Consider the following 12,036-nt stretch of genomic DNA (forward strand, 5'->3'; position numbering starts at 1 on the left):
CGCCGTTCTGAATCGGATTGTGAAGCAATTCCAGGAAAAGTGCGAAGCGATTTTCCCGGAATTGCGCCATTTGCACCTTAGTAAAGAACGACCGAACGGATGCTTTCGCCGGAATGCATCAGCTCGAAGCCCTTGTTGATGTCTTCGAGGGCCAAGGTGTGGGTGATCATCGGATCGATCTCGATCTTGCCCTCCATGTACCAGTCGACAATCTTCGGCACGTCGGTGCGGCCGCGCGCGCCGCCGAAGGCGGTGCCCATCCAACTGCGGCCGGTGACGAGCTGGAACGGCCGGGTGGAAATCTCCTGGCCCGCGCCGGCGACGCCGATGACGACCGACTTGCCCCAGCCGCGATGTGAGGCCTCGAGCGCCTGGCGCATCACCTTGGTGTTGCCGGTGCAGTCGAAGGTGTAGTCGGCGCCGCCGATCTGGTCGGCCCCACGCTTGGTCATGTTGACGAGGTAGGGCACGATGTCGTCGCCGACCTCCTTCGGATTGACGAAGTGGGTCATGCCGAAGCGCTCGCCCCAGGCCTTCTTGTCGTTGTTGAGGTCGACGCCGATGATCATGTCGGCGCCGGCAAGACGCAGGCCCTGGATGACGTTGAGGCCGATACCGCCGAGACCGAAGACGATCGCGGTCGCGCCCATCTCGACCTTGGCTGTGTTGATGACCGCACCGATGCCGGTGGTGACGCCACAGCCGATGTAGCAGATCTTGTCGAAGGGTGCGTCCGGATTGACCTTGGCAACGGCGATCTCGGGCAGCACCGTGTAGTTGGCGAAGGTCGAGCAGCCCATGTAGTGGTGGATCTTGTCCTTGCCGATCGAGAAGCGCGAGGTGCCGTCCGGCATCAGGCCTTGCCCTTGCGTCGAGCGGATCGCGGTGCACAGGTTGGTCTTGCGCGACAGGCACGACGGGCAGGAGCGGCACTCGGGCGTGTAGAGCGGAATGACGTGATCGCCCTTCTTCACCGAGGTGACCCCCGGGCCGACGTCGACGACGATGCCGGCACCCTCATGGCCGAGGATGGCCGGGAACAGGCCTTCCGGATCGGCGCCGGACAGCGTGAAGTCGTCCGTGTGGCAGATGCCGGTGGCCTTGACCTCGATCAGCACTTCGCCGGCCTTTGGGCCTTCGAGTTGAACCGTCATGACCTCGAGCGGCTTGCCTGCCTGAACGGCAATGGCGGCACGTACATCCATCTATTTTCTCCCTAGGACAAAAATGGTTTCGGGCCGCCAGGGCGGCGGCCCGTTGGAATCGACAATAAGCTAACGAATGTTCTGTTGAACGCGATTGAGTTCCATCTCAAGTGCGGCGATGGCCTTGCCGGTCTGTTCGTGCAGCTTCTTGACCAGGGCAAGCTGCTCGCGAAGGCCGTCGCGCTCGTCATCGACCGCGTCCGAATCCGGCGCCTTGCCGAGGCCGGCGATCAGCCAGGCCGGGGTAACGCCCAGCACGCCGGCAAGCATGAAGAGCCGGTTCGTCCGGGGTTCGGCGCGGTCGCGCTCCCAGGCGGCGACCGTTTCAGCGCGGACTCCGAGTTGGTCTGCCAGGTCCTTGGTGCTGATGTTGGCGGCGTCGCGCGCCCTCCAGATGCGTCCTCCCAGCGTATCACCGTCGCTGGTGTCGCGCAGGCGGGCAATCATCGTTTCGGTGGACAAGCGCATGGATATCTCCTTTGCCACGGTTACGTTCAAAGGTCCCGGAGAGACGGCAGGAAGCCGCTTTTGACTTCCGGGGCGGAAGATGGTCCTGAGCTTATAGGCATTCGGCCAGCGAGGGACCACCCCGAAGCGCCAAAAACACCGTCAATTGCGGCTAAGGCGCGGATAGTTCGGCCTCCGGAGTATCCTCGGCCGTTGAAAACCGTAGCCTAGGCTCTAATGTGCGGCGGCCAACCGGAGCTTGCCCCATGACCGACGCCCGAACTGCGGCTGCCGAGCCTGCCGATACCGTGATGCAAGGTGTCGCCATCATGCTCTTTGCGATGGTCATCCTGCCCGGCATGGACGTGATCGCGAAGTATATGGCTGTTTACGAAGGCATGTCGCCCGGCCAGGTGACCTTCTACCGGTTCTTCTTCCAGCTGGTGGCGACGCTGCCGATGCTGCTTGGCGCCGGCGGCCTGCGGGCGCTGAAGCCGAAGCGACCCTGGGCCAATCTGCTGCGCGGCGTGCTGCTGGCGACCGCGGCCCTGTTCTTCTTCATTTCCGTGAAGTACATGCCGCTGGCCGATACCTTTGCCATCTATTTCGTCGAGCCCTTCATCCTGACCTGCCTTTCGGCGGTGTTCCTGAAGGAAAGAGTCGGCTGGCGACGCTGGCTTGCCATCATCGTCGGCTTCGGTGGGGCGATGATCGTCATCCAGCCGAGTTTCGCGGCTTTCGGCGTGACGGCTTTGCTGCCGGTGGCCTGCGCCTTCGTGTTTGCCTGCTATCTGCTTCTCAATCGCGCGGTCGGTACGGGTGACTCGCCGCTGACGATGCAGACCATCGCTGGCATCGGCGGCACATTGATGATGGCGCTGGTGATCCTGGTCGGCAACGGCATGGGCAGCCCCGACTTCGTGCCGTCCTTGCCCAAATCGGCGCTTGGCTGGACGCTGGTGGTTATCCTCGGCGCGCTCTCCGGTTACGGCCATCTGCTGGTCGTCAAAGCCTTCCGGGCGGCACCTGTCTCCTTGTTGGCGCCATTCCACTATTTCGAGATCGTCACGGCGACGGCGCTCGGCTATCTCATCTTCGGAGACTTCCCGTCGCTCTCCAAATGGCTTGGCATCCCATCATCGTCGGCTCGGGCCTCTTTATTATCTGGCGCGAGCGGCAGGCGGGACGTCGAACGGCAAGCTGAATGGGTTCAGGCGCCGTCGGTCTTTGTCGGGCCGAACACCGTCTCGAAGGCCTCGCGCAGCCGGATATCGACATCCGGCATCATCACCGGCAGGCCGAGGTCGACGAGGCTTGTTACGCCGTAGCCGCGAATACCGCAGGGCACGATGCCGCCGAAATGGTCGAGATCCGGATCGACGTTCAGTGCGAAGCCGTGGAAGCTTACCCATTTGCGCAGGCGAATGCCGATCGCGGCAATCTTGTCTTCCGCCACCGAACCATCGGGCAGGGCGGGCTTTTCCGGGCGGCGAACCCAGACGCCGACCCGATCTTCGCGGCGCTCACCTCTCACATTCATCGAATCGAGCGTGGAGATCACGACGCTTTCCAGCGCAGCGACGAAGGCGCGCACGTCCTGCTTTCGGCGCTTGAGGTCGAGCATAACGTAAACGACGCGCTGGCCCGGCCCGTGATAGGTGTATTCACCGCCGCGACCCGTCGAGAACACCGGAAAGCGATCCGGCATCACCAGATCAGCAACATCGGCGCTGGTACCGGCTGTGTATAGCGGCGGATGTTCGACCAGCCAGACGAGTTCGTCCGCGGTGCCGGCGGCGATCGCGGCAGCTTCCTGTTCCATCAGTTCGACTGCCTGTGGATAATCCACCAGATCAGAGGCAACCCGCCAGCGAACCGGGGGTGATTCCGGGGGGGCGAACATGGTCTGGCTCAGATTCTCACGCTGCATTCGGTCTGCATTCCTGTTTTCAGAGCTTGTAAATGGGATGGCGCGTGACAAGAGTCCAGCGTTTCCAACGCTTCCCCAGCGGGCTGTTGAAATAGTTTCATTTCCCGTCAAATTTCTGTCGTCATCCCCTTGTGCCCCCCAGGGGCTTTTGCTACATGCAGCCCCGTCGACGCAGGTCGACACCTACCACGATGCGGTCGTGGCGGAATTGGTAGACGCGCAGCGTTGAGGTCGCTGTGGGGCAACCCGTGGAAGTTCGAGTCTTCTCGACCGCACCAAAAAAACCCGGCTTTGGCCGGGTTTTTTGTTTTTATCCTGCCTAGCGAACACGGCGAGCTGCGCGGAATCGCGTCGCTGACACATCCCTTTTCTGGACGTTTCCAATCAAGCGTAGGCGTTTGGCACGGTGGGAAGGAGCGCGCTCTCTTTGCTGGCGAATGGCCGAAGACGAACGGGATCCCGCGCCCAACAATCGGTCTCGGCGCGGTGGCCGACAAGGTGCGCGCGCTTGATGCGCGGAAAGGCGACCTGGCCGGTTCGCTCGCAATGCGACGGGCCGCTGAGTTCTGTCATGATCGCCCGAATTGTGCACAGCCATCTCTTGTGCACTGCGGGGGCTTTTGCTACATGCACCCCCGCCGGCGCAGGTCGGCATCTACCACGATGCGGTCGTGGCGGAATTGGTAGACGCGCAGCGTTGAGGTCGCTGTGGGGCAACCCGTGGAAGTTCGAGTCTTCTCGACCGCACCAAAACCGGCTTCGGCCGGTTTTTTCGTTTTTATCTCCAACGCTTAGGTCTAGAGCCCACCGCGCGGCTCAGCCTCGGGCCGAAGCTGCAAGCCCGCAAACCTCAATACATCTTCCGACCGCACTTCGGCGTGCATAGCGCTTTCCGCCGCGGAAAAAGAGTGAACGAGCACCGCCACGTTGCAGGCGAAATGGCTTGGAATGTTATTTGGTGCTAACCTTGGCGCGGTATTCCAGAACGAGGGCCGGGCTGGAGCAGTTTTCTGGGCGCGGCGGTGGCTGGGCGACCTGCACCAATGACGAAGCCTGTTTGCTTGGGAGGTTCCTTTGGGCGGCGATCTCAGGGCTGTTGCCGATGCAATCCTCAATACCGTCGTCAGCGCCGCGGATGGCGTGCCCGGCGTCGTCGCGATTGCCACAGATAGACGGGGCGATATCTACACCGGTGCAGCCGGAAAGCGAGCATTGGGTGGCGATGCGGACATGACCGCCGACAGCGTCTTCGGGCTCTTCTCGATGACGAAAGCGATCACCGGCACTGCCTGCCTGCAACTGGTCGAAGAGGGCAGGCTCGATCTCGATGCTCCAGCCAGGCGATACGCTCCCGAGATCGGCAAGCTGCAGGTGATCGATGGCTTTGATTCCTCCGGGAACCCGAAGCTCCGCCCGCCCAAGCGGGATATCACGACGCGCATGCTGCTTTTGCATACGGCTGGCTTTGGATACGACTTCTTCAATGAGACCTACGCCAGGTTGGCCCGGCAGCATGGGCAGCCGAGCGTGATCACGAGCTCCTATGCGTCCATCCGCACCCCATTGCTGTTCGACCCAGGCGACGACTGGGAATATGGAAGCAACCTGGACTGGGCCGGACAGGTGGTGGAGGGCATAGCCGGTAAGCGATTGGGCGAGGTGATGACCGAGCGAATCCTTCAGCCGCTCGGCATGGACGATACCGGTTTTGCATTGACCCCAGCGATGGCCTCACGCGTGGTCACGCTGCATCAGCGGGACGATGCAGGGCGATTGCAGCCGGTGCCCGATTTCCGGTTCCCCCAGGAACCCGAGGTCCAAATGGGTGGGCATGGCCTCTACTCGACAGCTACCGATTACTCAAAATTTATTCGCATGTGGCTCAACGACGGGGTGGCACCCGGCGGCCGCGTGCTGAAACCCGAAACCGTCGAAATGGCGGAAAAGAATGGCCTCGGAGAAAAGAAGATCAAAAAGCTTCCCGGGGTGATACCGAGCCTTTCGCACGACGTCGAATTTTTCCCCGGAATGCCGAAATCCTGGGGGCTTAGCTTCATGATCAATGATGAAGCCGCGCCGACAGGCCGACCGGCCGGCGCGCTGGCCTGGGCTGGGCTTGCAAACCTCTATTACTGGATAGACCGCCAAAATGGTCTCGGCGGCCTCTGGGCGACGCAGATATTGCCCTTCGTCGACCCGGCCTCGATCGGGGGCTACCTTGACTTCGAAACGGCGGTCTACTCCGCCTTTCCAAGGTAGTCGGCCGAAACATTTGATTGCACACGCCAAGCCTGGGTCGCTTGCACCGCGCGCCGCGCGCTTGCCCCGCCCTGCGTCCACGTCGTCAGCTGTTGCCTTGCGGTCCGCTCTGGTCCATGCGGCGGCGGATAAGCTTGAAGCTGTGATCGGGCTGAACCTCATAGGTTTCGTAGACCATCTGCCCTTCATACATGAAACGGTGCTGAACCATGGTGCCGGGAGCGGCCTGCGTCTTTCTTTTGCTGGCGTTTTCGCCGTAGGTCAGGCTCTCGGGCAGGGGCTCAAGACTCTGTTGGGCACTGTTGCAACCGGCGAGGGCCAGGAGGCCGATGACTGCAAGATATGTTGGCTTCATTGTTCGATCCTTGGTGAACTGGGAGGCATTTGATGCTGTCGGCGGGAAGTCCTAGACGCGCGTTTGTTCCCTTGTCAGCTTTTCGAATTTCTTGATCGCCCGATCGCGTTTCAGGCGCGAGAGGCGTTGGGTCCAGAAAATACCGTCGAGCTGGTCGATCTCGTGTTGCAGGCAAATGGCCATCAGTCCTTCGGCTTCCTCTTCGACCTCTTCGCCTGAAAGGGTTTGATAGCGAACACGGACGGTCTGCGGTCGCTCGATGTCCTCCGAAACCCCAGGCATCGATACACTGCCTTCAGAATGTTTCATGACTTCGGCGGAGTTCCAGACAATCTCTGGATTGATGTAAATCCTGACGCCGCTCTCCCGGTCGAGCTCGATCACCGTCACCCTTTGCAGGACACCGACATGCGGAGCGGTGATGCCGATACCCGGTGCCGCTCGCATCGTGTCGAGCAGGTCGTCCGCAAGGGCTTCGAGCGCCGCATCAAAGTGGGTAACGGTGTCCGCCTTCTGGCTCAGTAAGGGACTGGGAAAACGGACAATGGGACGGATCGCCATCAGATGTTCCTCGGCTGCAGCGTTTGCGGCGCCGTGCGTCCCGTTGAGGAGCGCAAGGGGCGCCGTAAACCTTGGGCTGCTGTTTCGTTCTCTGATATCGATTCCGGTTCCAGGGAACGAAGAGAAGTGCTAGCCGATCGCGCGATCGATGTCGACAGTATCGAGATGCAGCCGGTTTCTCATGTATTTGCAACAGCTTGAATAAATCTGTTATCGCCGCGCACAGGGTGCTATCTGTGCTGTGGACCTCGGCGGGGCTTTGCGCTAGCAGGGCTGTAGGACCCAACTTCCGGAGCACGGCAGCGGAAGAGGCACCAACCGTCAGTGACGCATTCTTTCCGGTCCGTATGATGGAGCACCGGAAAGCAGCAATCGTTTCGAGGGCGCCCATGAGCAATATCGGCGACGACGACAGCGGTATCGAAGACGTCAAGACCTTTGACGGCTCGGACATCTATGCCGACGACGGTTCGGTCCGTTCCGATTTCCTCATGCATGTCGGGGCCGCGATCGCCGATCGCGATACGATCTATCTGCGCCAGCACGTCGCCGGCCTGCATTCGTCGGAACTCGGCGACCTGCTTGAAGCGATCCAGCCTGACCAGCGCCTGGCGCTGGTCTCACTGCTCGGCAAGGAATTCGACCTTTCGGCGCTGACGGAGGTCGACGAGGCCATCCGTCTCGATATCGTCGAGCATCTGCCGAACGAGCAGATCGCCGAGGCTATCGGCGAAATGGACTCCGACGACGCCGTCTACATTCTCGAGGACCTCGACCAGGAAGATCAGGACGAGATCCTGGCGAAGCTTCCCTTTACGGAACGGGTTCGCCTTCGCCGCTCGCTCGATTATCCGGAGAGCACCGCCGGCCGGCGCATGCAGACCGAGTTCGTGGCGGTGCCGCCATTCTGGACCGTTGGCCAGACGATCGACTACATGCGCGAAGACGAGGACCTGCCCGAGAGCTTCACGCAGATCTTTGTCATCGACCCGACCTTCAAGCTGCTCGGTGCCATGGACCTCGACCGCATCCTCAGGACCAAGCGCTCGGTCAAGGTCGACGCGATCATGCATGACACGAGCCATGCGATTCCGGCCGAGATGGACCAGGAAGAGGCAGCGCAACTGTTTGAGCAATATGACCTTCTCTCCGCGGCGGTCGTCGATGACAATGGAAGGCTCGTCGGCGTGCTCACCATCGATGACGTCGTTGACGTCATTCAGGAAGAAGCGGAAGAAGACCTCTTGCGCTTGAGCGGTGTCGGCGATGAAGAGCTCTCGGACTCGGTTGCCGAGGCATCGCGCTCGCGCGTGCCGTGGCTGTTCATCAATTCGATGACGGCGTGCATGTCCGCCTCGGTCATCGGTCTGTTCGATGCGACCATTCAGCAGATCGTGGCGCTCGCCATTCTGATGCCGATTGTCGCCGGAATGGGCGGCAATGCCGGCTCGCAGACCATGACCGTTACCGTCCGCGCGCTTGCGACCCGCGGCCTCGACATTCACAACGCGCCGCGCATTATCCGGCGCGAAGCGGGCGTGGGGCTGTTGAACGGCATGATCTTCGGCACGCTAATCGGCCTGCTCGCCGGTCTCTGGTTTCAGGACCCGAACATCGGCGGTATCATCGCCACGGCCATGCTGATCAATATGATGGCCGCAGCACTTGGCGGCATCCTCGTCCCGCTCTGCCTGGACCGCTTCGGTGCCGATCCGGCCGTGTCTTCTGCCGTTTTCGTGACGGCCATCACCGACATAACCGGTTTCTTCAGTTTTCTCGGCATCGCCACGTGGTGGTTTCACGTTACGTGAGGTGAACGCCGTTGTTTGACTTTTACGTCAAGGTCAACGATAGTGTATACGCATTACAGCGCGCGCGTCTTCCATGACACGCTGAGATCGCTGTAACACTTTGACCTGCTGCATAATTTTGACCTTAAATCGATACCGATTTTAGGAACGATGCAGTAAATCATGGAATGGCAGCGTGAATAAATATTATAGCATCACCGAATTGACGCGGGAATTCGGCATTTCCACCCGAACGCTGCGGTTCTATGAGGACGAGGGCCTCATTCATCCTGAACGCCGTGGACGCACGCGCCTGTTCCGGCCTGCGGATCGGCGGCTGATCCAGGAAATTCTGCGTGGCCGGCGCATCGGCTTCACGATTGCCGAAATCCGCGAAATCATCCAGGTCTACAAGGATCCACCCGGCGAGATGGGCCAGCTTCGGCTCTTGATGAACCGTGTCGAGGAAAAGCGCGAGGAGCTTCGGCAGAAGCGCAAGGATATCGAAGACACGCTGGCAGAGCTCGACAATGTCGAGGAGGCTTGCCTGACGCGTCTCGCGGAGATCGGCGTCGGTACCTGAGCAGGCGGGCGTATTCTTAAAAGCGAAAGTTTCGAAGGGTGGCGTCCGCGCTGCCCTTTTTGGTTTTGGGCTGTGCGGTCTTTTGGTCAGATCCAGCGGCTGGTGTGCCGGCAATAACGCTCGAACTCGAAGCCGAAGCGCGACAGCAGATGCCGCTCTTCGTTGCGAATGGCAAAGACGGTCGTCAGCATCACCGCTGCGATCGCCGTGATGAAGAACCAAGGATTGAGCGTCGCCAGACCGAAGCCGACCATCATCAGGGTGTAGCCGAGATAGATCGGGTTGCGTGTGAAGCGGAAGGGGCCGTAGGTGACGAGGCAGGTCGCCGACCGGTAGGGCATGACGGCCGTGTGCCGGTCGAGCAAGGTCTTGACTGCCCAGAGATCCAGCCAGATGGCGACGATGATCAGTGTGCCGCCGCTGATCCAGGGAAACCAGCTGTGTCCGTGTGCGACGGGGATGGGGGAATATCGCGCCAGAACAAGGGCCGCGAGCGTGGCGACGCCGTAGAGCAGGGCGGGCCACGGGAAATTCAGCGGCTTGGCACGATAGGCATTCATGTCCTAGTCCCCTGATTGCACGTCCATTGTGCACTGTCGCGCGATTCGCGCAATGCGTTCATCGGTGCTGACGTTGATCTCTCCCCTGTTCAGGCTATCGAACAGGTTCTGTTGTACCAGAAGGTCGAGCGTACAGCCGCAGAAGGCCTCGCACGGCACGGCCGGGTTCCCCTGGTTGCAGGCCGCGACGCAATTGCTGCGGTAGGCTTGCTTGGGATCCGGCAATGTCGGCGGTGAAATCAGCGAGAAGAGATAGACCAGTCCGATGAGCACGGGCTGGTGAATGAGGTATATGGCCAGACTGTGACGGCCGCCGAAGACGAGCGGGCTCATCCACAGCTTGCCCTTGCCACCTGTGGACGGACGGTTTGCGAGGACCGCGACGAGCCGCGCATGGAAGAGCTTGGCTGCGGCAAGGCCGAAGAGGAAAGGCCCGAGCCACGGCAGCAGCGGCACATAGTCGTTGGAGCGCGCGAAGGTTTCCGACAGTCCGACCCACCAGAGCCAGGGTGCATCGAAGGCCGGCGAGCGCAAATAGAAGGGTGCCGCGATGGCTGCTGCCGCCGCAACAAGGGAAACGACGGCGGGAAGCCGCAGGAAGACAAGGCCGATCACGCTTGCCGCGGCGATCGCATGCAGGATGCCGAAGAAGATGAAGGTGTCCGGGAACGCGAAATAGGTCGCGGTCGTGATCAGCGCTGCCGCACCGGCGATTTTGGCAAAGCGCCGCATGAACGCGTCGAGGCGAAGCTTCGGCCATTGTCCGAGCACAAGGCTGTACCCGGCGAGAAACAGGAAGCTGCTGGCGATGAGCCGGGCAAAGATCTTCCAGCCGCCGGTGCCGGCGGTTCCCGCGGCGACGTAGCCGAAGAACTCGAGATCCCAGACGAAATGATAGGTAGCCATGGCGAGCAGTGCCACGCCGCGCGCGACGTCGATGAAGGCGAGCCGCCCCCGTGCGGCAGATTGAGCCGGTATCGGTGTCGTCGGTGAAGTCACATTGCTGTCGGACATGGGCATTCGCCATCCTGTGGGCGTGAAGAAGAGTGCCATGTTTGGCTTGTGCCAAACACGCGTCGTTGGCTGATGGTGGAAGTGGTCAGGCCTGGTCTGTTTCCGTTCAGCGCGATGGGCGCGCATGCTGTCAGGGCGTTGCGTCCGGCAGCAGCGCCGCGCGTGCCTCCGAGAAGAACTGCCTGCGGGTCAGCACAAAGATGACGAAGACGGTGAGCCCGACGAAGACATAGGGGCTGATGAACCAGCCGAGATATCCGATCGACAGGAAAATCGCCCGAAGCCCGGCGTTGAAGTGCTTGGCGGCCAGCACGTTCATGCGGATCGCCCGTTCGGCTGCCTTCTCCGCCGCCTGCAGGTCGCGTTGCATGTCGGCGGTCATTGGAATGCCGCCCATCAGGATCGAGCAATAGTTGAACAGCCGGTAGGACCAGCCGAACTTGAAGAAGGAATAGCCGAAGAGACAGGTGAGGCCACCGACCTTCAGCTCGAACGCGGTCCGACCGCCATGGAAGACATAGGGCATGTCCGCGAAGATCACTTGCACCTGTTCGGTTGCGCCGAGCAGAGCGAAGCAGCCACCGAGGGCGAAGATCGTCGTCGAGGCAAAGAAGGCGGTGCCGGCCTGCAGCCCCGCGATGATCTGCGTATCGATCATCTTCAGATCGCGGTTGAGCGAATTGCGGATCCAGCGGCCACGATGCTCGTTCATGAGGCGGGTGAGACTCACCCGCTTGAAGCCGCGCGTGCCGTCGGTCGCCCAGCTGAAACCCGCCCAAAGCAGGATAAACACGACAAGCGCTATGTAATCTTCGAAGGTCATACACGTGTTTTTGGCATGGCTTTTGGAAAATGCAAGGTGGGCGCGGCGGCGCGGGAATCGACGGCGCGTCAACTACTGTGATGAAATTGCGGCGGAATTTTTCTCCGCTCCCGCCGGCCAATTGCGCGGTTTTCACCAGCTTAGTGTACTGAGCGGCGAGGGCCTGACACCTTTCCGCCATATTTCCCCATTGCGCAGTAACACTTTCTTCAATATGCAAGGCCCCAGACGCGGGCACCCAATGTGCTGCTCGCGGCCGTTGAGAGTGTTTTCGGAGACATCATGGACAATACAATTCAGAAATCTTGCTGGGGCGTAACTGCACGCGCCGTGGCTGGTTTCGCTGGCGTTCTTGTTCTTGCTTATCTTTTCGGCGGCCTTTGATATCTGGTATCTAGAAAAGACCACTGATTGACGGCGCGGCTTCCCAAAAGCCGCGCCGTTTTTGATTCCAGGCAGCCAATCTCGACACCCCGGAGCCTTTGCGGGATGACAATGTCGCACGGATG

General features: G+C 60.8%; 11 protein-coding genes, 2 tRNA genes and 1 pseudogene. 6 read left to right on the top strand and 8 right to left on the bottom strand.

Features of this window, described 5'->3' with window-relative positions; all coding sequences use genetic code 11:
• Positions 1-77: 77 nt before the first annotated feature.
• Both ACN9MO_RS05930 and ACN9MO_RS05935 read right to left on the bottom strand, forming a co-directional pair.
• Positions 78-1,205, bottom strand: a complete 1,128-nt coding sequence (locus tag ACN9MO_RS05930) for an S-(hydroxymethyl)glutathione dehydrogenase/class III alcohol dehydrogenase (protein ID WP_425986888.1) — start codon at positions 1,203-1,205, stop codon at positions 78-80.
• A gap of 69 nt (positions 1,206-1,274) precedes the next feature.
• On the bottom strand, positions 1,275-1,673 hold the full coding sequence (locus ACN9MO_RS05935) for a helix-turn-helix domain-containing protein (RefSeq protein WP_057255598.1): 399 nt from the start codon (positions 1,671-1,673) through the stop codon (positions 1,275-1,277).
• A gap of 290 nt (positions 1,674-1,963) precedes the next feature.
• Between ACN9MO_RS05935 and ACN9MO_RS05940 the strand changes: the two are divergent.
• Positions 1,964-2,856 (top strand): annotated as a pseudogene (locus ACN9MO_RS05940) (DMT family transporter).
• 6 nt (positions 2,857-2,862) lie between these two features.
• Here the strand turns inward: ACN9MO_RS05940 and lipB are convergent.
• Positions 2,863-3,582, bottom strand: coding sequence for a lipoyl(octanoyl) transferase LipB (gene lipB / locus ACN9MO_RS05945; protein ID WP_058328544.1), 720 nt, complete (start codon positions 3,580-3,582; stop codon positions 2,863-2,865).
• Positions 3,583-3,775: 193 nt separating this feature from the next.
• Between lipB and ACN9MO_RS05950 the strand changes: the two genes are divergently transcribed.
• The 3 genes from ACN9MO_RS05950 to ACN9MO_RS05960 all read left to right on the top strand — a co-directional run bounded on the left by ACN9MO_RS05950 (position 3,776) and on the right by ACN9MO_RS05960 (position 5,841).
• Positions 3,776-3,860, top strand: a tRNA-Leu gene (locus tag ACN9MO_RS05950).
• A 387-nt stretch (positions 3,861-4,247) separates the two neighbouring features.
• A tRNA-Leu gene (locus ACN9MO_RS05955) sits at positions 4,248-4,332 on the top strand.
• Between the two features lie 324 nt (positions 4,333-4,656).
• Complete coding sequence (locus ACN9MO_RS05960) at positions 4,657-5,841, top strand: serine hydrolase domain-containing protein (protein ID WP_113131791.1); 1,185 nt, start codon at positions 4,657-4,659, stop codon at positions 5,839-5,841.
• Positions 5,842-5,926: 85 nt separating this feature from the next.
• Here the strand turns inward: ACN9MO_RS05960 and ACN9MO_RS05965 are convergent, their stop codons facing one another.
• Positions 5,927-6,196 (bottom strand): hypothetical protein, encoded by a 270-nt coding sequence (locus ACN9MO_RS05965; RefSeq protein ID WP_057255602.1) that lies wholly within the window; start codon positions 6,194-6,196, stop codon positions 5,927-5,929.
• 51 nt (positions 6,197-6,247) lie between these two features.
• A complete protein-coding gene (locus tag ACN9MO_RS05970; RefSeq protein ID WP_112995927.1) occupies positions 6,248-6,757 on the bottom strand; it encodes a peptide deformylase in 510 nt (169 codons plus the stop codon).
• 389 nt (positions 6,758-7,146) lie between these two features.
• Between ACN9MO_RS05970 and mgtE the strand changes: the two genes are divergently transcribed.
• A complete protein-coding gene (gene mgtE / locus ACN9MO_RS05975) occupies positions 7,147-8,568 on the top strand; it encodes a magnesium transporter (RefSeq protein WP_057255604.1) in 1,422 nt (473 codons plus the stop codon).
• A gap of 175 nt (positions 8,569-8,743) precedes the next feature.
• Positions 8,744-9,130, top strand: a complete 387-nt coding sequence (locus tag ACN9MO_RS05980; RefSeq protein WP_057255605.1) for a MerR family transcriptional regulator — start codon at positions 8,744-8,746, stop codon at positions 9,128-9,130.
• Positions 9,131-9,216: 86 nt separating this feature from the next.
• Here the strand turns inward: ACN9MO_RS05980 and ACN9MO_RS05985 are convergent, their stop codons facing one another.
• The 3 genes from ACN9MO_RS05985 to ACN9MO_RS05995 form a co-directional block, all read right to left on the bottom strand.
• On the bottom strand, positions 9,217-9,690 hold the full coding sequence (locus ACN9MO_RS05985; protein ID WP_057255606.1) for a methyltransferase family protein: 474 nt from the start codon (positions 9,688-9,690) through the stop codon (positions 9,217-9,219).
• A 3-nt stretch (positions 9,691-9,693) separates the two neighbouring features.
• Positions 9,694-10,704 (bottom strand): DUF1624 domain-containing protein, encoded by a 1,011-nt coding sequence (locus ACN9MO_RS05990; RefSeq protein ID WP_112995926.1) that lies wholly within the window; start codon positions 10,702-10,704, stop codon positions 9,694-9,696.
• A 130-nt stretch (positions 10,705-10,834) separates the two neighbouring features.
• Positions 10,835-11,527 (bottom strand): DUF599 domain-containing protein, encoded by a 693-nt coding sequence (locus tag ACN9MO_RS05995; protein ID WP_058328549.1) that lies wholly within the window; start codon positions 11,525-11,527, stop codon positions 10,835-10,837.
• Positions 11,528-12,036: the final 509 nt, after the last annotated feature.

Origin of the sequence: Ensifer sp. R-19 (assembly GCF_049905105.1) — a bacterium.
GTDB lineage: Bacteria > Pseudomonadota > Alphaproteobacteria > Rhizobiales > Rhizobiaceae > Ensifer.